18 protein-coding genes are annotated in these 21,523 nt (G+C 58.8%); all 18 read left to right on the top strand.

What is annotated here, in order from left to right; translation table 11 throughout:
* Positions 1-198 precede the first annotated feature (198 nt).
* Positions 199-1,185 (top strand): Bug family tripartite tricarboxylate transporter substrate binding protein, encoded by a 987-nt coding sequence (locus L861_RS06135; RefSeq protein ID WP_016415704.1) that lies wholly within the window; start codon positions 199-201, stop codon positions 1,183-1,185.
* Positions 1,185-1,637, top strand: a complete 453-nt coding sequence (locus L861_RS06130) for a tripartite tricarboxylate transporter TctB family protein (protein WP_016415703.1) — start codon at positions 1,185-1,187, stop codon at positions 1,635-1,637. The genes L861_RS06135 and L861_RS06130 overlap by 1 nt, the downstream gene beginning before the upstream one ends.
* Entirely contained in the window at positions 1,637-3,157 is a 1,521-nt protein-coding gene (locus tag L861_RS06125; protein ID WP_016415702.1) for a tripartite tricarboxylate transporter permease, read from the top strand. Before L861_RS06130 ends, L861_RS06125 begins: the two co-directional genes overlap by 1 nt.
* 223 nt (positions 3,158-3,380) lie before the next feature.
* On the top strand, positions 3,381-5,186 hold the full coding sequence (locus L861_RS06120; protein WP_016415701.1) for an acyl-CoA dehydrogenase C-terminal domain-containing protein: 1,806 nt from the start codon (positions 3,381-3,383) through the stop codon (positions 5,184-5,186).
* A 376-nt stretch (positions 5,187-5,562) separates the two neighbouring features.
* Positions 5,563-6,819, top strand: a complete 1,257-nt coding sequence (gene urtA, locus L861_RS06115) for an urea ABC transporter substrate-binding protein (RefSeq protein ID WP_371827881.1) — start codon at positions 5,563-5,565, stop codon at positions 6,817-6,819.
* Between the two features lie 158 nt (positions 6,820-6,977).
* Positions 6,978-8,567 carry an urea ABC transporter permease subunit UrtB gene (urtB, locus tag L861_RS06110; protein WP_027947751.1) on the top strand — a complete coding sequence of 530 codons (1,590 nt, stop codon included), beginning with the start codon at positions 6,978-6,980 and terminating at the stop codon, positions 8,565-8,567.
* Between the two features lie 3 nt (positions 8,568-8,570).
* Positions 8,571-9,710, top strand: coding sequence for an urea ABC transporter permease subunit UrtC (gene urtC, locus L861_RS06105; protein ID WP_016415698.1), 1,140 nt, complete (start codon positions 8,571-8,573; stop codon positions 9,708-9,710).
* Positions 9,707-10,540 carry an urea ABC transporter ATP-binding protein UrtD gene (gene urtD / locus L861_RS06100; RefSeq protein ID WP_016415697.1) on the top strand — a complete coding sequence of 278 codons (834 nt, stop codon included), beginning with the start codon at positions 9,707-9,709 and terminating at the stop codon, positions 10,538-10,540. Before urtC ends, urtD begins: the two co-directional genes overlap by 4 nt.
* Positions 10,540-11,238: an urea ABC transporter ATP-binding subunit UrtE gene (urtE, locus tag L861_RS06095; RefSeq protein WP_016415696.1), complete on the top strand. Its 699-nt coding sequence runs from the start codon at positions 10,540-10,542 to the stop codon at positions 11,236-11,238. Before urtD ends, urtE begins: the two co-directional genes overlap by 1 nt.
* Positions 11,235-12,137, top strand: coding sequence for an urease accessory protein UreD (locus L861_RS06090; RefSeq protein WP_016415695.1), 903 nt, complete (start codon positions 11,235-11,237; stop codon positions 12,135-12,137). Before urtE ends, L861_RS06090 begins: the two co-directional genes overlap by 4 nt.
* Positions 12,138-12,285: 148 nt before the next feature.
* Positions 12,286-12,588: an urease subunit gamma gene (ureA, locus tag L861_RS06085; protein WP_016415694.1), complete on the top strand. Its 303-nt coding sequence runs from the start codon at positions 12,286-12,288 to the stop codon at positions 12,586-12,588.
* 8 nt (positions 12,589-12,596) lie between these two features.
* Entirely contained in the window at positions 12,597-12,944 is a 348-nt protein-coding gene (locus L861_RS06080; RefSeq protein ID WP_016415693.1) for an urease subunit beta, read from the top strand.
* Positions 12,941-14,656 carry an urease subunit alpha gene (gene ureC / locus L861_RS06075; RefSeq protein ID WP_016415692.1) on the top strand — a complete coding sequence of 572 codons (1,716 nt, stop codon included), beginning with the start codon at positions 12,941-12,943 and terminating at the stop codon, positions 14,654-14,656. Before L861_RS06080 ends, ureC begins: the two co-directional genes overlap by 4 nt.
* Positions 14,657-14,769: 113 nt before the next feature.
* Entirely contained in the window at positions 14,770-15,279 is a 510-nt protein-coding gene (gene ureE / locus L861_RS06070) for an urease accessory protein UreE (protein WP_016415691.1), read from the top strand.
* Entirely contained in the window at positions 15,269-15,964 is a 696-nt protein-coding gene (locus L861_RS06065) for an urease accessory protein UreF (protein WP_027947750.1), read from the top strand. The genes ureE and L861_RS06065 overlap by 11 nt, the downstream gene beginning before the upstream one ends.
* A 255-nt stretch (positions 15,965-16,219) precedes the next feature.
* Positions 16,220-16,855, top strand: a complete 636-nt coding sequence (gene ureG / locus L861_RS06060; RefSeq protein ID WP_016415689.1) for an urease accessory protein UreG — start codon at positions 16,220-16,222, stop codon at positions 16,853-16,855.
* Positions 16,856-17,053: 198 nt separating this feature from the next.
* Positions 17,054-19,441, top strand: coding sequence for a bifunctional diguanylate cyclase/phosphodiesterase (locus L861_RS06055; RefSeq protein ID WP_016415688.1), 2,388 nt, complete (start codon positions 17,054-17,056; stop codon positions 19,439-19,441).
* Between the two features lie 223 nt (positions 19,442-19,664).
* Positions 19,665-21,428 (top strand): methyl-accepting chemotaxis protein, encoded by a 1,764-nt coding sequence (locus L861_RS06050; RefSeq protein ID WP_021029121.1) that lies wholly within the window; start codon positions 19,665-19,667, stop codon positions 21,426-21,428.
* The last annotated feature ends 95 nt before the right edge of the window (positions 21,429-21,523 follow it).

Genomic DNA, 21,523 nt, shown 5'->3' with positions numbered 1-21,523 from the left:
ATACCTTTCTTGGTCTGGATAAGGATTGAACTTTAGTCGCAATGGCGAAAACAGTCGTTGACGCCCTTGTGCGAGGTACCTAGCCTTCTACTCCAAGGAACGTTGTTCTGCCTTACAGAATTGTAAGGTAAGTGTCAGCCTTCCGAAAGTCAAATTTCATTCACCAAGTCCAATCCGGGACGAAAGGGGAAAACAACAATGTCGATGAGAACGCCACTCAAGTTGTTTGCTGCCGCGACTCTGACACTCACGACCAGCATGGCGATGGCCTTCGAGCCCGAAGGCAAGGTGGAATGTCTGGCACCTGCCGACCCGGGTGGTGGCTGGGATTTCACCTGTCGTAGCGTGGGTAAGGTGATGGAAGATCTCGATCTGGTGCCGCGTAGTGTGCAAACCATCAACATGGCGGGTGCTGGCGGTGGTGTTGCCTATGCCCATACCGTAAGCAAGCGTGCCGGTGATGAGCAGTTGCTGGTAGCGGCTTCTACAGCGACCACTACGCGCCTGGCGCAAGGGCAGTTCCAGGGTATGGATGCCGACATGGTCAACTGGATCGGAGCCTTGGGCGCCGATTACGGGGTCATCGCGGTATCGAAAGATTCCAACTATCAGGACCTGCCGTCACTGATGAATGCCCTGAAGGAAGATCCGCGTAGCGTCAAGTTTGCTGGCGGCAGTGCCAAGGGCGGCTGGGATCATCTCAAGGTTCTGATCGCCGCGCAGGCGGCGGGCATCGAGAATCTGCCACGCATTCCCTATCTGTCGTACAACAACGGTGGTGAGGCCATGACCCAGGTGGTCGGTGGCCATGTCGATGCCTTCACCGGTGACATCTCCGAAGCCCAAGGGTTCATGGAGTCGGGTGACCTGAAGGTCCTGGCTGTGCTTTCCGAAGAGCGCTTGCCGGGAGAGTTCTCCGACATTCCTACCGCTCGTGAGCAGGGTATCGATGCGATTGGTCCCAACTGGCGTGGCTTCTATATGCCGGCAGACATTTCCGATGATGCCAAGCAGTACTGGATCAATGCCATGGACACTATCTACGAAAGCGAAGAATGGCAGAACGTCATGACCCAGAACGGCCTGATGCCGTTCCACATGAGCGCTGACCAGTTCGAGAACTTCGTCAAGTCGCAGATCCAGTCCATCGAAGACCTGTCCAAAGACATCGGGTTGATTCAGTAATGACTTTCAACGACCGCATCTTCGGGGTCCTGATGATCGTCCTGGCCGTCGCGTACGGCTGGGGCGCCACTCAGTTCCCGGAACCGTTTGGTGGCTCGGAAGCCGTCGGTCCGGAAACTTTTCCCCTGCTGTTGGCCGTAGTGCTGGGACTGTCCAGTCTCTATCTGATCGTTCGCCCCGACCCGGATAACGCTTGGCCGTGGAGCCGTACCGGGCTGGAACTGATTATCGCTCTGGTGGTGCTGGTGTTGTACGCCATGCTGCTGCAGCCACTGGGCTTCATCATCAGCACCTTGCTGGCCGTGGGTACCCTGTGCTGGCGTATGGGGGCCAGGCCAGTCAAGGCCTATGTCACCGGCGGGGTGGCTGGTGTGGTGGTATTCCTGCTGTTCAATTTCGCGCTCGACCTGTCGTTGCCGTTGGGCCTGCTCGAGTTCCTGGAGGTGAGCTGATGGAAACCCTGGGCTTTCTGATCGACGGGTTCGGTGTCGCGTTGGCGCCACATAACCTGATGTTTGCCTTGTTGGGCGCCTTCTTGGGTACGCTGATCGGCGCTTTGCCGGGGCTGGGGCCTGCCAATGGTGTGGCCATCTTGATCCCCTTGGCCTTCACCCTGGGGCTGCGTCCGGAAACCGCCATGATCATGCTCACCGCGGTCTATGCCGGGGCGATGTATGGGGGGCGGATATCTTCGATCCTGCTGAATATTCCCGGTGATGAGCCGGCGATGATGACCTGCCTGGACGGCTATCCCATGGCCCAGAAGGGCAAGGCTGCCGAGGCGTTGGCGATCTCCGCCGTGGCATCCTTCATGGGCAGCCTGATCGCCACTATCGGCCTGATCCTGTTGGCGCCGATACTGGCTGACTTCGCCCTGACCTTTGGGCCGGCTGAGTATTTCGCACTGTTCATGCTGGCCTTTGCCACCTTGGGCGGGATTACCGGCAAGAACCCTGTGAAGACGGTGCTGGCCGCGGCCATTGGGCTGATTATCGCTACCGTGGGTATCGATAACACCGGCGTGCAGCGCTACACCTTTGGTGTGCTGGAACTCTATGAGGGGGTCGATTTCATCATTGCCATTGTCGGCTTGTTTGCGATTTCCGAGCTGCTGTTCTTCATTGAGGATCGCGCCGGTGGCGGCAAGGAGTCGGTTGCCGTCAACAAGCTGAAGCTCTCTTGGAAAGACATTCGCGGCATCATGCCGACGAGTATCCGCGGTGGTGTCCTGGGCTTCATCGCTGGGGTCTTGCCTGGGGCGGGTGCCTCTTTGGGTAGTTTCATCAGCTATACGCTGGAAAAGCGGGTGCTGGGTCGCAAGGGCTACTTCGGCGAGGGGGATCCACGTGGGGTCGCCGCGCCCGAGGCTGGCAACAATGGTGCCTCCAGCGGGGCGCTGGTGCCGATGCTGACACTCGGCGTGCCGGGAAGTGGCACCACTGCCGTGCTGTTGGCGCTGCTGATCTCGCTGAACATCACCCCCGGACCGCTGATGTTCACCCAGAACGCCGATATCGTGTGGGGTGTGATCGCGGCGCTGTTGATCGGCAACTTCCTGCTGCTGGTGCTCAACATCCCGCTGGTGGGGATCTTCGTCAAGTTGCTCTCCGTGCCGCCGATGTACCTGCTGCCGATCGTCACCATGGTAGCGTTCGTGGGGATCTATTCGATCAGCAACACCACTTTCGATCTCTACTTCATGGTCGCCTTCGGCGTGGCTGGCTATGTGCTGCGCAAGCTGGAGATCCCGCTGGTGCCGATCATTCTGGGTCTGCTGCTGGGGCCCGAGATGGAGAAGAACCTACGCCATGCGCTGGACATTGCCGACGGTGACTGGACGGTACTGTGGGACAGCGGCCTGGCGATCGGCTTGTGGGTCTTCGCCGGACTGGGTCTGATCCTGCCCTACATCGTCGGCCCGTTGTTGCGCCGCCGTATGCAGGTCGCCCCCGGTGGTGCCGAGGGGGACTGACGGATCATTTGACCACAAAACGGTAGATCTAAACGGGGGCAGCGGTTTTCATCGCTGCCCCCGTTATCGTTTCTACGTACGGCCCAAGTGGATATGACAGCGCTGACGGGCTAATCTAGTATTCAAGCAAGCGTTTGAATCATGGTCGTGAAATTCCGTCTTGAAGACTCGTTTCAGGACCTCAGAGCCGTTCATCAGGAATCGCGTTTCAGGAGTCATATCGATGGCCAGTTATCAAGCCCCATTGCGCGATATGCGCTTCATCCTCGGCGAAGTGTTCCAGGCACCGGAAGAGTGGAAGTGCATGCCTGCCACTCAAGAGCTGGGTATGGACCTGGCCGAGGCAATTCTTGAAGAAAGCGCTCGGGTCGTACAGGCCGAACTGTTTCCCCTCAACCAGAGTGGCGATGCAGAGGGATGTCACTTCGACAAGGGAGAGGTAAGCACGCCGAAGGGATTCAAGTCGGCTTTCGAGACGCTTGCCCAAGGCGGTTGGTGGGGGTTGGGAGGTAACCCGGAATATGATGGCCAGGGCATGCCCAAGATGCTGACCGTGGCCTTTGAGGAAATGCTCTACGCCGCCAATGCCAGCTTTGCCCTCTATCCGGCGCTCAATACAGGGGCGGCGTTGTTGCTCGACCAGCATGCTCCCGACATCATCAAGCGACTTTACCTGCCTCGAATGTATGCCGGGCAATGGCTCGGTACCATGTGTCTGACCGAGCCGCATTGCGGCACCGATCTGGGGCTGATCAAGACGCATGCGGCTCCCGATGGGGACGATACCTACCGTATCACCGGCAGCAAGATCTGGATCACCGGTGGTGAGCACGACATGGCCGAGAACATCGTCCACCTGGTGTTGGCCAAGCTGCCTGATGCTCCCGAGGGGAGTCGTGGCATCTCGTTGTTCCTGGTGCCCAAGTTCACGGTCAACGACGATGGCTCGTTGGGCGAGCGCAATGCCCTGAGTTGCGGCGGTCTCGAACACAAGATGGGCATCAAGGGCAGCGCCACCTGTGTCATGAATTTCGATGGTGCGCAAGGCGTGTTGATTGGCAAGCCGCATCAAGGGCTGACGACCATGTTCACCATGATGAACTATGAACGCCTGTCGATCGGTATCCAAGGGTTGGGATTGGGTGAGGTCGCCTATCAGAGTGCCATGGATTTTGCTCGCGAGCGCTTGCAGAGTCGTGCTCCTGGTGGAGCCGTGGCGCCCGAGAAACCGGCTGACCCCATTCTGGTGCATCCCGATGTGCGTCGCATGGCGCTCAACGTACGCGCCTGGAATGAGGGAGGTCGCGCTTTTGCCGTTTTCGTAGCCAGCCAGCTAGATCGTTCCAAACATCATCCTGAGGCCGAGGCGCGGGCCATCGCTGACGATCTGGTGGTATTGCTGACTCCGGTAGCCAAGGCTTTTCTCACCGCTCGTGGTTTCGATGCCACGGTGGAAGCCCAGCAGATTTATGGCGGTAGCGGCTATTGTGTCGAGTGGGGGGCCGAGCAGTACGTGCGTGACGCCCGTATTGCCATGATCTATGAAGGAACCAACGGCATTCAGGCGATGGACCTGGTGGGGCGAAAGTTGTTCAGGAATCGTGGAGCCTATCTCAGCCGCTTTGCACGCGCCATGCGCGCCGATCTGGAGGAAGATGTGCCCGCCGAGATCGATACCTTCCATCAAGGTTGCCTACAGGAGTTGGCGCGTCTCGAGAGGATTTCCGCTCGGTTGCTCGAACGGGCGAAGGGGCGGCCGGAGGAACTGGGTGCGGCCGCGGTCGACTATCTCGACTTACTGGGTTACGTGGCGTATGCGTGGATGTGGTGGAAAATGGCTCGAGCAGCCTATCAAGGCTTGGTAGCACAAGGCCCGGCGGGTGACGCTTTCTACCATGCCAAGCTGGCAGTAGGGCGGCACTTCATGGCACGTATGCTGCCACGAACAGTGGCCCTGGAACGCCAGATCATGGCCGGCGCCGAGCCGTTGATGCAGCTTTCCGAGGCGGATTTCCAGCCTCAGGGCTAGATGAAATGACCTGCTCTCGTTAGGCAATGCCAGCCTCCGGGCTGGCATTTTTGTATACACCTGCACCAGGGTAGCGCGATAGATAATTGAGATGCATCAATAAGGGGCTTCTTGTGCTGAAGTTCGCACTATTATGGTGCCATTTGGTGATGTTGATAACACTGAGTGTATACATAAATTGTTGATTAACAATACATTAAAGGCCTGATCACCACGTTGGCACATCCCTTGCGAGAGGTAGCGGGACGACATCCATCCCGGTGTCATTCCCCGCTGGAACTGGCGCAATAATAAGTAAACTCGCAAGGAGACTCATGTGAACAACTCGACGCTTTCCTCCCGTTGGCTAGCGGCTGCCGCACTCGCTTCCCTTGGCCTGAGCGCCCCTGCACTGGCTCAGGAAGATCCCATCAAGGTAGGGATTCTGCACTCGCTGTCCGGCACCATGGCAATCAGCGAATCAACCCTGAAGGACACCATGCTGATGCTGATCGAGCAGCAGAACAAGCAGGGTGGATTGTTGGGACGTCAGCTTGAGCCGGTGGTGGTCGATCCGGCCTCGGACTGGCCGCTATTTGCCGAGAAGGCACGTGAGCTGCTGTCACAAGAAAAGGTTGACGTGATCTTCGGTAACTGGACATCGGTGTCGCGCAAGTCGGTGCTGCCGGTGGTCGAGGAACTCAATGGTCTACTGTTCTACCCGGTGCAGTATGAGGGTGAGGAATCCTCGGAAAATGTCTTCTACACCGGTGCTGCCCCCAACCAGCAGGCAGTTCCGGCGGTCGATTATTTGATGAACGAAGTGGGCGTCGAGCGCTGGGTGCTGGCGGGTACCGACTACGTCTATCCGCGTACTACCAACAAGATTCTCGAGGCTTATCTCAAGGGGCATGGTGTCGCCGACGAAGACATCATGATCAATTACACGCCTTTCGGTCACTCCGATTGGCAGAACATCGTTGCCGAAATCAAGCGCTTCGGTAGTGAAGGCAAGAAGACAGCCGTCGTCTCGACGATCAACGGCGATGCCAACGTGCCGTTCTATCGTGAACTGGGTAACCAGGGCATCGATGCCGCTGACATTCCCGTGGTGGCATTCTCGGTCGGTGAGCAGGAGCTTTCGGGTATCGATACCGCTCCTTTGGTTGGCCACCTGGCGGCCTGGAACTACTTCATGAGTGTCGACACCGATGCCAACTATGACTTCATCGACTCATGGATCGAATTCACCGGCGATGAGGAAGCCGTCACCAACGACCCCATGGAAGCGCATTACATTGGCTTCAACATGTGGGCCGAGGCGGTGCGCAAGGCCGGCACCACTGATGTCGATGTGGTCAAGGAAGCGATCATCGGGGTCAGCGTGCCCAACCTATCCGGCGGTTATGCGGCGATGATGCCCAACCACCACATCTCCAAGCCGGTACTGATCGGCGAAATCCAGGACAATGGCCAGTTTGCCGTGGTATGGGAGACTCCCTCCACCGTGGCCGGCGATGCATGGTCCGATTACCTGGACGGTTCGCGTGACCTGATTAGTGACTGGCGCAAGCCCTTGGAGTGCGGCAACTACAACGTCAAGGAAGGTCGCTGCATGGGTAGCGATGCCAGCGAAGCCTTGGCCCAAGAGTGATCCGCTCCGCGGACCCGGCGTACCTCTGGGTCCGCAACATCCATGTTCCGATGAAGCACGGACATTCGGTGTCTCCTTCGTTCCGGGCTTTTCATCCACGCCACTCAAAAGGACGGATGTTCATGAGGATCCCTTGCACATTCATGGCGCCTACCGTCATGACAAGGATTGTCACTCTCCTGCTGTCGTGTCTGCTGGCCTGGCTGCCTGTCGCGGCTTCGGCGCAGGAGGACAACGGCCAGGCCCTGCTCGAGGCCCTCGACGTACGCGCTTTCTCGGAGAAGGCGGCGGCTATCGAGGACGTCATCGAAAGCCAGGACCCGCGTGCCAACGCATGGCTGGAGGCACTTCTCGACGGCAAGCTTCAACGTCTCAAGGACGACGGTAGCTTCGTCATCGTCACCGACAATGTCGGTCGGCAGTGGCCGGTCGAGGATGCCCTTTCTGGTGAATCACTTGGCGAGGTGTCACGTCGCGATCTCGATCGCATCACCATCAACAATGCCTTGCGCGGACAATTGCGCTCAGCGCTTTCCATGATCGATCTCTTTGCCGAGAGCCGCGAGGCGCGTCAGGCGGCTGCTCAGAAGTTGATCGGTAAGGTCGATGCCGAGCTTTCCGAAACCCTCGAGCGCCGACTCGAGAGTGAAGAGGACGACCAGGTGCGCCGCCGTCTGGAACAGGCCATGGCTGTCTACCGCCTCGAGCAGGGCGATGTCCAGGCGGTGGAGCGCTTGACCGGCAGCCTCAATAGCGACATCCGAGTGGCGCTGACCCGAGCCAGCCAGTCCGATGATGCTGCGGTGGCCGATGCCGCGCAGCGGGCATTGGTCAGTATCGAACAACAACTCAAGCTGAATCGTGGCTTGGAAACCCTCTATTTTGGCTTGTCGCTAGGGTCGGTGCTGGTGCTGGCCGCCATTGGCCTGGCGATCACCTTCGGTGTGATGGGGGTGATCAATATGGCGCACGGCGAGCTGATCATGCTGGGAGCCTATACCACTTGGGCCATGCAGCAGTTACTGCCCGGCCAGCCGGGGTTGGCGGTGATCCTGTCGATTCCCGCCGGCTTTCTCGTCGCAGCACTGGCAGGCATCGCCATCGAGCGCAGCGTCATCCAATTCCTCAAGGGGCGACCGCTGGAAACCTTGCTGGCCACCTTTGGTGTCAGCCTGATCCTGCAGCAATTGGTGCGCACCGTGATCTCGCCGCTCAACCGCACGGTGGTTACCCCAGAATGGATGAGCGGCTCCTTGGTGATCAATGACGCCTTGTCGCTGACCCTCAACCGCCTCTATGTGCTGGGTTTCGCGTTGGTGGTGTTCGCTGGACTGATGCTGGTGATGCGCCGTACTCGGCTGGGGCTGGAAGTGCGCGCCGTGACCCAGAACCGTGCCATGGCGCGCGCCATGGGCATTCGGGCGACTCGCGTCGATATCCTGACGTTCGCTCTGGGCTCCGGCGTGGCAGGCCTGGCCGGCGTGGCGCTGGCACAGCTCACCAACGTCGGGCCGAACCTGGGGCAGAGCTACATCATCGACTCCTTCATGGTGGTGGTGTTCGGCGGCGTGGGTAACCTGTGGGGCACCTTGGTGGCCGGCATGTCGCTTGGCATCATCAACCAAGTCCTCGAGCCGTGGGCCGGTGCGGTGCTGGCCAAGATCCTGGTGCTCGTGTTCATCATCCTGTTCATCCAGAAGCGCCCACGCGGTCTCTTTCCGCAGAAGGGCCGAGCGGCGGAGGGTTAATCGATGCATTGGCTAGGACGACCTTTCCAGGAACGCTCGACACAACGCTTCCTCGGCATCCTGATAGTGGCCTTGGCGGTGGTGACGGTACTCAACCTGGCACTGCCGGCAGGTCATCCATTGCACGTCTCGACCTACACCGTGACCCTATTAGGCAAGTACCTGAGCTATGCCTTGCTGGCGGTGGCTGTCGACTTGGTATGGGGCTATCTCGGCATTCTCAGTCTGGGACATGGTGCCTTTTTCGCCCTGGGTGGCTATGCCATGGGTATGTATTTGATGCGCCAGATCGGCGACCGAGGTGTCTATGGCCATCCGGTGTTGCCGGATTTCATGGTGTTTCTCAACTGGGACAGTTTGCCTTGGTACTGGCAGGGGTTCGACATGGCCTGGTTCGCCTTCGCAATGGTCTTGCTGGCCCCTGGAGTGTTGGCACTGGTATTCGGTTTCCTGGCGTTCCGTTCGCGGGTCACCGGGGTCTACCTGTCGATCATCACCCAGGCCCTGACCTTCGCCCTGATGCTGGCTTTCTTCCGCAATGAAATGGGTTTTGGCGGTAACAACGGCCTCACCGACTTCAAAGAATTGCTGGGCTTCAATCTAAGAAGCGATGTCACCCGAGTCGGGTTGTTCATTGCCTCGGGCGTTGCCCTGGCGCTGGGCTACATAGTCTGTCGAGCCATTGTCGGCAGCAAATTGGGCCGGGTCTGCATCGCTTCGCGCGATGCCGAAGCACGTACCCGCTTCCTTGGCTATCGAGTCGAGCGAGTGCAGCTTTTCGTGTTCGTGGTGTCGGCGATGCTGGCTGGCGTGGCCGGTGCGCTCTACGTACCCCAGGTTGGAATCATCAATCCCAGTGAGTTCTCGCCGTTGTTCTCCATCGAGATCGTGGTGTGGGTGGCGTTGGGCGGGCGCGCCACGCTGTACGGCGCAGTGATAGGGGCCATACTGGTGAATTATGCCAAGACGGTCTTCACCGGCGTGATGCCCGAGGCCTGGCTGTTCGCTCTTGGTGGCTTGTTCGTGCTGGTCACGGTGCTGTTGCCCAAGGGAATCGCTGGCTTGCTGGCCTGGCGTTTCAAGCGTTCCGAATCGTCAGGCCCAGGCCATGGCGATCTCACTGCTGGGGAGGCGACCACATGAACATTCTCAAGGAACTGGCCAACCGTGACCGGGTGTTCGACTTCCTGGCGCCAGCCGACTCGCCGGTGGACGTTCGCCATGGACCGATCCTGTACATGGAGAACGTTACCGTTAGCTTCGATGGTTTCAAGGCCATCGACAATCTCAACCTGACTATCGATGATGGCGAGCTACGCTGCATCATCGGCCCAAATGGGGCGGGCAAGACCACCATGATGGATATCATCACCGGCAAGACTCGTCCCGATGCCGGCCAGGTTTGGTTTGGTACCCGCCATGACCTGCTGACCATGAAGGAGCCGGAAATCGCTCATCTCGGGATTGGGCGCAAGTTCCAGAAGCCCACGGTATTCGAGGCACTGACGGTATTCGAAAATCTGGAACTGGCGATGAGCGTCGACAAGCGTGTGATTCCAACCTTGACCGCACGTCTGAACGGCGAGATGCGTGATCGCATCGATGAGGTGCTAGTCATGACCGGCCTCGTCGCGCAACGCCATCAATTGGCGGGTATTCTTTCCCATGGCCAGAAACAGTGGCTGGAGATCGGCATGCTGATCATGCAACGTCCACGATTGTTACTGGTCGATGAGCCGGTGGCCGGCATGACGGAACAAGAGATGGAACGCACCGCCGAGTTGCTTACCGGCCTCGCTGGCAAGCAGTCGGTGGTCGTCGTCGAGCATGACATGGGGTTCGTGCGTTCGATCGCACGCAAGGTCACGGTATTGCACCAGGGTAGCGTATTGGCCGAGGGCAGCATGGATCAGGTACAGAGCGACCCTAGGGTGATCGAGGTCTACCTGGGTGAAAGCGAGGAGGCCGCCTGATGCTCAAGGTCGATAAGCTCAACCAGTATTACGGTGAAAGTCATACCCTGTGGGATCTCGACCTTGAGGTATCACGCGGCGAATGTACTTGCGTGATGGGGCGCAATGGCGTGGGCAAGACCACATTGCTCAAGTGCGTGATGGGAGAGGTGCCGGTTGCCAGCGGCAGCATTCTATTCGCCGCCGATGTGGAGCTGACCAAACGGCGTGTCGAGGATCGCTCGCGTCTGGGTATCGGTTACGTGCCGCAGGGCCGGCAGATATTCCCTCTGCTGACGGTGGAGGAAAACCTGCGTACCGGGCTGGCGGCGCGTGCCGATGGCAAGCGCAGCATACCCGAGCGTATCTATGAGCTGTTTCCGGTGCTCAAGGAAATGCGCCATCGACGTGGTGGCGACCTTTCCGGTGGCCAGCAGCAACAACTCGCCATCGGCCGAGCGCTGGTGATCGAGCCGCGATTGCTGATTCTCGATGAGCCGGGTGAGGGCATTCAGCCCAACATCGTCACTCAGATTGGCGAGGTAATCCGCAAGCTGATCCACGAGGATGGCCTGACGGTACTCTTGGTGGAACAGAAACTACCGTTCGCCCGTAAGTATGCCGACCGCTTCGTGATCATGGACCGTGGCCGCCAGGTAGCCAAAGGCGCCATCGGAGAGTTATCCGACGAACTGATCAAGCAGCACCTGACGGTATGACAGTCTTTGAATCCTTGAGCACGACCACCGACATGGGCTCCGGCCACCGCTTCGACGACAAGCGCCGCTGGGCGGCCTCGCTGGGATTGGCATTCGAGGCTCGGCGGGAGAGTCGTGGCTTGATCACACGCATGACCAGGGCTAGTCATCATGGGCCGCTGCGAGTGCAACGCCCCTTCTACCCAGAGGGAGCGGAAGGCGCCTGTCATGTCTATCTGCTGCATCCACCGGGTGGCCTGGTCAGTGGCGATGAACTGAACATCCATACCTCAGTCGGTGGTGGTGCGCATGCGCTGTTGACCACGCCGGCGGCTGCCAAGCTCTACAAGGCCGACAGCCATGGCGTGTCCTGGGCACAGCACACCCGGTTAAAAGTGGACGACGATGGCATCCTCGAGTGGTTGCCGCAAGAGACACTGTGTTTTGACGGCTCACGCGGTGAGCAGAGTACCACCATCGATCTGGCCGGCAGTGCGCGTTGCCTAGGCTGGGAAGTCATGGTGTTGGGCCGCCCGGCCAGCCGCTTGCCGTTCGTCTCTGGTCGTGTCGAACAGCGTTTTCGTCTGACTCGCAATGGCCGCCCGCTATGGCTGGAACGTCAACCGCTCGACCCCCATCACCCGCGTTTTCAAGGCCGCTGGGGGCAGGGTGGTGCCACAGTCCAAGCGACGCTGTGGGCCGTTGGGCTAGAAGACGAGCAAGCCGCCGTGACTGCGCTGCGTGAGGCGCTAACAGCAGCACCGAATTGGGCGGTGACCCAGCGTCATGGAGTGTTGCTCCTGCGCTACCTGGGCCAGGAACGCAACCAGGCCTGGGACCTGTGCCAGCGGACTTGGGAAGTGTTGCGGCCGTTGCTGATCGGGCGGCAAGTGTGTGTACCGAGGATTTGGTTGACTTAAAGAAGGAAGAGGGAAGAGGCGAATAATTATTATTTCTTCGATCTTCAGTCGCGAAGCGACGCCTTCCTACTTCCAGGTGCGAAGCAACGGTCTTATTTCTTCCAGGCGCGTAGCGCCGTACTTACATCTTGGAGAGGGAGATACGCCCATGGAACTAACCCCCAGAGACAAGGACAAGCTGCTGCTGTTCACCGCGGCGCTGCTTGCCGAGCGCCGCAAGGCTCGCGGCCTTAAGCTCAACTATCCCGAGGCGGTGGCCTTGATCAGTGCCGAGATCATGGAAGGTGCCCGCGACGGCAGGAGTGTTGCCGAACTGATGAGTGCCGGACGCGAGATCCTTACACGCGACGATGTGATGGAGGGGGTGGCCGGGATGGTCGACGAGGTGCAGGTCGAGGCGACATTCCCTGACGGCACCAAATTGGTGACAGTACATAATCCGATTGTTTAGGGGGCGCCATGATTCCCGGTGAATACCAATTGAAGGATGGTGAGATCGAGCTCTGCGAGGGGCGTGAGCGGATCACCGTCGAGGTCGCCAATACCGGCGACCGGCCGATTCAGGTTGGCTCGCACTATCACTTCGCCGAGACCAATCCAGCGCTCGACTTCGATCGCGCGAAGGCGCGTGGCTATCGTCTCGATGTGGCTGCTGGCACGGCAATCCGCTTCGAGCCCGGCCAGACACGCGAGGTAACGTTGATTCCCTATGCAGGCGAACGGCGTATCTACGGCTTCCGCGGTGAGGTGATGGGTGCGCTCTCCGATGTGCCTGGAGCAGCGCCAGGGGCAGGAGACAAGTCATGAAGCCAACTCACAAGATCAGCCGTCAGGCCTATGCCGAGATGTACGGCCCTACCACCGGCGACCGCGTGCGCCTGGGCGACACCGAACTGTGGATCGAGGTCGAGAAGGACCATACCCACTACGGCGACGAGGTCAAGTTCGGCGGTGGCAAGGTGATCCGCGACGGCATGGGCCAGAGCCAGCGACTTGACGAGTCGGTGATGGACACCGTGATCACCAATGCCCTGATCCTCGACTGGTGGGGTATCGTCAAGGCCGATGTGGGCATCCAAGGTGGGCGCATTGCCGCCATCGGCAAGGCCGGTAACCCGGATACCCAGCCAGGTGTCGATATCGTTATCGGGCCTGGCACCGAGATCATAGCCGGCGAGGGTAAGATCCTCACCGCGGGTGGCTTGGATGCGCATATCCACTTCATCTGCCCCCAACTGGTGGAAGAAGCGTTGATGAGTGGTATCACCACCATGCTTGGTGGCGGCACGGGGCCGGCCACTGGCTCGAACGCCACTACGTGTACGCCGGGGGCCTGGCATATCGGCAAGATGTTGCAGGCGGTCGACGACATGCCGATGAATATCGGTTTTCTTGGCAAGGGTAATGCCAGCTTGCCGGAAGCCCTGGAAGCGCAGCTCGAGGCCGGTGCCATGGGGCTCAAGTTGCACGAAGACTGGGGCACTACGCCGGCGTCGATCGACAATTGCCTAAGTGTGGCCGAGAAGTACGACGTGCAGATTGCCATCCATACCGACACCCTGAATGAGTCCGGTTTCGTCGAAGATACCCTGGCGGCGTTCAAGGAGCGTGGCATCCATACCTACCATACCGAAGGTGCCGGTGGTGGCCACGCACCGGATATCATCACGGCGTGTTCCAAGGACTACGTGCTGCCATCGTCGACCAACCCGACCCGGCCCTACACGGTCAACACCATCGACGAACACCTCGACATGCTGATGGTGTGCCACCACCTCGATCCCAACATTCCCGAGGATGTGGCCTTCGCCGACTCACGCATCCGTCGCGAGACCATCGCCGCCGAGGATATCCTCCACGATATGGGTGTGATCTCGATGATCTCTTCCGACTCGCAGGCCATGGGACGGGTCGGTGAAGTGGTGTGCCGGACGTGGCAGACCGCGCACAAGATGAAAGTACAACTCGGTTTTCTGCCCGAGGATGAGTCGCTTGGTGCCGATAACTTCCGTGCCAAGCGTTATATCGCCAAGTACACCATCAATCCAGCCATCACTCACGGCATCGCGCACGAAGTGGGTTCGGTGGAAGTCGGCAAGCTGGCCGACCTGGTGCTGTGGAACCCCGCCTTTTTCGGCGTCAAGCCGGCGCTGATTCTCAAGGGCGGCATGATTGCCGCGGCACCGATGGGCGACCCCAACGCCTCGATCCCTACACCGCAGCCCGTGCATTATCGCTACATGTTCGGTGCTTTCGGCAAAGCGGCGAGCCAGACGCGGGTCAGCTTCGTCAGCCAGGCATCGCAGAAAGCCGGCATCAAGGAACGTCTTGGCCTGCATAGCGCGCTGGTGGCGTGCAAGGACGTGCGTGGCGTGCGCAAGTCCGACATGAAGCTCAACGACGCCTGCCCGCAGTTGACGGTCGATCCGCAGACCTACGAGGTGCATGCCGATGGTGAGTTGCTGACCTGCGAGCCGGCAACGGAGCTGCCGCTGGCGCAACGCTACCATCTATTCTGAGCTACGGGCTACGGGCTACGGGCTACGGGCTACGGGCTACGGGCTACGGGCTACGGGCTACGGGCTACGGGCTCGAAGCCCACAGCTCGAAGCTCGATGCTAAGGGGTTGAAAATGCTGAAACTGATCGAACGTCTGGATATCACCGCCGATGCGTCGCCTGACGATACTCTGACCTTGCCTTATGAGCTGCGCATTCGTGGTCGGCTCAAGGCGGTCAGTGACGGCGGACGTGAACTGGGATTGTTTCTCGACCGTGGTCCCGTGTTGCAGGACGGTGCGCTGTTGCGCGCCGAGAGTGGTGAGGTCGTACGTGTGATAGCCGCCGATGAACCGGTAGCGACCGCTTGGGTGGAACCAGGCCTACCATTGGCGCGGCTTTGCTATCACCTCGGCAATCGCCATGTAACGCTGGCGATTGGCGGTGATGACCGCCTGGGCTGGGTACGCTTCCCTCCAGATCATGTGCTCGAGGAGTTGGCCGAGCGACTGGGGGCGCGAATCGAGCACCAGCAGGCGCCATTCGACCCGGAGCCGGGTGCGTACTCCCAGTCAGGTCATGGCCATTCGCACGACCACGATCACTCACACCATCTTGAGCATCCCCATGGCCATGTCCACTGAATCGGGACCAGGCGCAAGTGACGATATGGCACTGCTAGGGTTGATGCAACTGGTCAGCCCCGCGTTACCAATCGGTGCTTTCGCCTTCTCGCAGGGGCTGGAAAGTGCCTTCGAGTTGGATTGGGTAAAGGATGAAAAGAGCCTAGGCGAATGGCTGGCCGGGGTGCTCAACGATGGTTTGGCGCGCTGTGAGCTGCCGATATTGGCGCGCTTGCAGGTTGCTTGGGCAGCGGCCGATGGTGAAGCCATCTCCTATTGGAACGACTGGCTACATGCCAACCGTGAGACAGCGGAATTGGCAGCCGAGGATAGTCGATTGGGGGCATCTCTGGCGCGGCTACTGGGAAGTCTCGATCTGTTGCCGGACTCCCCATTTCTGCCGGAGAAGACTGGTTATGTGACGGTCTTTTCCTGGGCGGCTTATCGCCGAGGGGTACCATTGCGCCAGATACTGCTCGGCTTTGCCTGGGCCTGGCTCGAGAACCAGTTGGCGGTGGCCTGCAAGGCATTACCACTTGGTCATACCGCTGCCCAGCGATTGGTGGAGCGGTTGCGCCCAGCGCTGGTGGCAGCGGTGGACGCTGCACTGGTGCTGGAAGATAACGAACTCGGCCCTGTGCTGCCTGGTCTGGCGCTGGCCAGTGCGTTGCACGAAACCCAGTATTCGAGACTGTTTCGGAGTTAGACGGAAGATGTCGCTTCGCGACTCGAAGCTGGAAGAACGCTGCTGCGCAGCTCGAAGACGGAAGTACGGCGCTGCGCGCCTGGAAGAAATAAGACCGGTGCTTCGCACCTGGAAGACAGAAGAGGAAAGACGTCGCTTCGTGACTTGAAGAAGGAAGAAAGAGCGAGACACTGTCTTCCTTCTTCCTTCTTCCTTCTTCCTTCTTCCTTCTTCCTTCTTCCTTCTTCCTTTTGAATTCATGTAAGGAGCAAGAAAATGAAACACTGCCTGCGTGTTGGTGTCGGGGGCCCGGTGGGCTCCGGCAAGACGGCACTTCTCAAGCAGCTCTGCCTGGCGCTGCGCGATTACTACGATATCGCCGTGGTCACCAACGATATCTATACCCGTGAGGACGCCGATTTCCTGCTCAAGCACGAGGCTCTGCCCGCGGATCGTATCCTCGGCGTCGAAACTGGTGGTTGCCCGCATACCGCCATCCGCGAGGATGCCTCGATGAACCTCGCTGCCATCGATGATCTTCAGGCGCGTCATCCGAACCTCGAGCTGGTGCTGGTGGAGTCTGGCGGCGACAATCTCTCCGCAACTTTCAGTCCTGAGCTTTCCGACCTGACACTTTACGTGATCGATGTCTCCGCTGGTGACAAGATTCCCCGTAAGGGTGGCCCGGGTATTACCAAGTCGGATCTGTTGATCATCAACAAGATCGACATTGCCGAACAGGTGCATGCCTCGTTGGAGGTGATGGAGCGCGATTCGAGAAAGATGCGCGGCGATCGTCCCTTCGTGTTCACCAATCTCTACGATGGCGTGGGGTTGGAAGAGATCATTCGCTTCATTCTCGATCGCGGCATGCTGCCGGAGCGCCGGCCTCGGGTTCAAGCTACGGGCTGATAGCTGAGCGTTCAAGTTTCTCCTGTGACACCCGGCTTCATGCTGGGTGTCGTGCTTTACGGATGAGTGCAAGTCCCTGTCGCTTTAGTGAAAAGATAAGTGTTCTTGACTTAACTGATCCTTACTTTCATGGTCAATAGTACGAATATAAGAATAACGCGTGATGCTGACGCGCCTGATACCAGAGGGTGATATCCATTGAGCACTTCCAGCGATGGTCAGGAAGACCAACGTCCCCGACGTCCACACAACGAGCAACTGGTGGGCCTCAGCCGCGCGTTGGCATTCGCCAGTCGCTGCAATCATGCGTTGATCAATATGCGCGACGAGGTCACCTTGTTGCGCGATATCTGTGAACTGGCGGTGAAAGTGGGCGGTTATCGGATGGCTTGGGTGGGGTTCGCCCAAAACGATGACGCCAAGACCATCGTGCCTCGGGCATATGCAGGGGAGGAACTAGGGTATCTCGATGAGGTGCACCTTAGTTGGTCGGAACAGACCCGCAATGGGCAGGGTACGGAGGGGCTGGCCATTCGTCGGGGTATGCCACAGATCATTAGCGATCTGAATGAAGCTCCTGAATACCAGCCCTGGGGCGAGGCAGCCAGTAAGCGCGGATACCGCGGAGTCGTCACCTTGCCGTTGAAAGATCGGGAAGGGCCGTTCGGTGTTCTAAGCCTGTTTCTGGATGAAGTGGCTCCTATCCCCAATGAGGAGCTCAAGCTCCTGCAGGAACTGGCGGATAATTTGGCTTTCGGTATCGCCACACTGCGTGCTCGTCACGAGCAGCAGCGGGTGCAACAGGCGGTAGTGAGTATTGCTACCGCTGTGTCGACTCGCAGCGGAGAGGAGTATTTCGACCAACTGGTGTGCCATATGGCATGCGCGATAAATGCGGATGCTGGTTATATTGCCTTGGTCGACAAGAAGGCCACCAATACGGCGCATACCTTGGCGGCCATGATCGATGGCCAGTCAGTGGACAATTTCAGCTATTACTTCCCTCGCACGGCTTGTGAGCGCGTGATTCACGAAAGTGAATGCGTGATCAGTGACCGTGATGCTGATGATCGTACCGTTGTGACCTCTCACGAGCCGTTGAGCTGGGCCAAGGGGTATATGGGCCGACGACTGGATAGTACGGATGGCAAACCGCTAGGTCTGTTGGTGGTCATGTTCCGGAAGCCACCAACGGATGTGGATTTCGTACGCTCGATTCTACAGATCTTCGCTGCCGGAGCGGCGGCCGAGCTCGAGCGCCAGAGCGGTGAGGCTCGAGTGCGCCGACTGGCTTTCTACGACATGGGGACAGGATTGCCTAACCGCACCTTTTTCATGCAACGGCTTCGGGCTGCCATAAGCGACGCCGATCGGGATGGCAGCAGGCTGGCGTTGATGATGCTGAATATGAACCACTTCAAGGATATCAATGAGACCCAAGGCCATGAGGTGGGCGACAAGGTGCTGGTCAATGTGGCGGAACGCTTCTCCATCGCCCTGCGGGGTGACGAGTTCCTGGCACGTTTGGGTGGCGATGAATTCGTGGTGATGATAGAAAACGCTCATCGTGCCCTGATCGAACGTACGGCACTGCGCTTGCGACATTCACTGACACAGCCGTTGATGGTGCGAGGCCAGTCTTTCAGTCTCGAAGCGAGTATCGGCATTGCCTTCTACCCCGAACATGGCCGTACGACCAGCGATCTGTTAAAGAACACCGACATTGCGATGCACCGTGCCAAGGAAAGTGGGGAGGGGCACTGTTTCTTCGCGCCCAGTCTTGGCGAAAGGGTGTCGCGTCGCCTGATGCTGGCCAAACGCTTCATTGCGGCGCTGAACCATGGCGAGTTGCAACTTCACTATCAACCGCAGATCGATTTGGACAGTGGCGATATCATTGGTGCCGAAGTGCTCTGTCGTTGGCACGATTCGGAATGGGGGTGGGTTGGGCCAACCGAGTTCATTCCCATTGCGGAGGAACGTGGTTTGACGCCGGCTCTCGGGGCATGGGTGACCGAGGAAGTATGTCGTCAGTTATTGCGGTGGCAACGTGAAGGGCATCCTTTCACGGGGCAACTGAGCATCAACGTGGCTGCCCAGCAATTGGAAGACATACGTTTCGCCGAGCGCTTGAATACCATCGTTTCCTCGGCGGGGCTGGCAACCGAAATGATCGCGCTGGAGCTGACCGAAAGCGGTTTCATGGCGGACCCCGACCAAGCGGTATGGTTAATGCGGGAACTCAAAAGGGCCGGATTTGGTGTGGCGATCGACGATTTTGGCACCGGCTATTCTTCGCTCGCTTATCTCAAGCGTTTCTCCGCCGATACACTCAAGATCGACATGTCTTTCGTGCGTGACATGCTCACCGACAGTCATGACCACACTATCGTTACCACCATTATCGCCATGGCCAAGAGTCTGGGCATGAAGACCGTGGCTGAGGGTGTCGAAACCCGAGCCCAGGCAGAAGCCTTGCGTGCATTAGGCTGCGACCAGGGACAGGGGCATTACTTCGGACGCCCTACGGACGCGGCGAGTTTTGCCAAACGCTGGCTGGGTGCGGCCCCTCCGGTGAAGCGGTGAAACGCAAGGTCATTAGCCAGGCTGCATGATCGACTGGGATCAACCACCATCTCATCTCCAACAGGTCAGCCGATATGTGTCATCGGTCCAGTCGCGACCAACGATACGTCTCGGCGCGTTGGTTCCGCGATTTGTCACGTTCGGCCAACTAAAGCTAACGGCAATCCTGCCGATAGTAGACATATCCCGTTTAGCATTCCCGCCATTGGAGTATTCATTTCGAATGACAACACTCAAGCCTCGCCGCCGGCTATCCCTTGGCCTGCAAGGAAAGATTCTAGTGCTGGTCATGGTTCCCATGCTGCTGGTGACCGTAGCGTTGGTCTCCATCTCATCGTATGGCCGTATTCAGGATACGCGTGCAAGCCTGGCCGATCAGCGCGCCAAGCTGATCGAAACCCGAAAAGTCGCTATTCGCAATATCGTTGAGGCTGCCAAGTCCGCCATTGCTCCGATCGTTGCCAACGCGGGGCGCAATGATGCCGAGGCACAGGAGAAGGCCAAGGACATCCTGCGCAGCATGCGCTTTGATGATGGAAATTATGTATTCGCCTATGACTTCCAAGGGACAAACCTGGTGACAGCGCCATCGCCGGAGCGCGAAGGCACCAATATGCTGGATGTGCAAGATAGCAACGGCAATCACCTGATAAGAGATATGATCGAGATTGCCAAGAAAGGGAGTGGCGACTTTTATCAATACGAGTGGCCGAACCCGAGCACTGGAACGGTCGAGCAGAAATATTCCTATGCTGACGGCATCGAAAAATGGGGATGGATGCTAGGTGCCGGCGTCTATGTTACCGACATCAATGAGGCGATGGCCGATATCGAAGCCGCGGCGGAGCGCAACTTGCGCCACTCCATCCTCATGGCCGCTCTGGTCGGGGCCCTGATGTTCGCTGGGGTTTCCCTCATTGCCATCTGGCTGGTACGTCGTACCGTCCAGCCGATTCGCAGCACCGCAGCAGCCATGCAGGATATTGCCCAGGGAAAAGGTGACCTGACCCGACGTTTGACGATCGAGAGCGACGACGAGATCGGCAATCTGGCGACTCAGTTCAACGCCTTCGTCTCGCGTATGCAGGACACCTTGCGTGAGGTGCGCGCGAGCACAGGTAGTGTCTATCGTTCGGCCGGTGAGATTGCCCAAGGCAGTGAGGAACTGGCGTCGAGAACCGAGCAGACGGCCGCCAACTTGCAGGAAACGTCGGCATCCATGGAAGAAATCACCTCGACGGTGAGCCATAGCGCGGAATCCGCTCAGCAGGCCAACCAACTGGTTCAATCCACTGCCGAGGTTGCGCGCCAAGGTGAGGCCGCCATGAGCCAAGTCGAGCGCACCATGGACGATATCAATGCCTCAGCCAGCAAGATCAGCGATATCATTACCATGATCGATGGCATCGCTTTCCAGACCAATATCCTGGCGCTCAATGCCTCAGTGGAAGCCGCACGCGCCGGTGAGCACGGACGTGGTTTCGCGGTGGTTGCCCAGGAGGTCCGCACCCTGGCCAGTCGGTCTGGTGAGGCATCGCGCGAGATCCGCGAACTGATCGATACCTCTGTTTCACATACCCAGTCGGGTGCGCAGTTGGTGCGCAGTGCCGGTCAGACCATGCAGGATATCGTTGCCAGCGTGTCGCGGGTGACGGATGTCATCGGCGAAATCAGTGCGGCTGCCAAGGAACAGAGCAGCGGCATCGGTCAAGTCAATACCGCCATAACGGAAATGGACGCCATGACACAGAAGAACACCGCCATGGTCCAGCAATCCACGACCGCTGCTGCCGATATGCGTCATCATGCCGAACGCCTCAATGAACTGATCAATACCTTTGTGCTTGGTGAGGACTCGCCGCTGGCGGCGCCCCACATGACACATCGAACTTCCAGGTCGCAAACGATGGTGCTTCCATCCGCAACGTCCAAAGTCCCCGCCAAACGGCCAGTGAGTGAAACCGCCGATGAGTGGGAAACCTTCTGAGGCATTGTTGTGGCATCCGATCATCGGTATCCGATCATCGGTAGTTCGGCACGAACGACAGACGCCTGGCCATATGGTCAGGCGTCTTGTCTTGT

Origin of the sequence: Litchfieldella anticariensis FP35 = DSM 16096 (genome assembly GCF_000409775.1) — a bacterium.
In the GTDB taxonomy this organism is placed as follows: Bacteria; Pseudomonadota; Gammaproteobacteria; order Pseudomonadales; family Halomonadaceae; genus Litchfieldella; species Litchfieldella anticariensis.
This window is presented reverse-complemented; position numbering and strand designations above follow the sequence as displayed.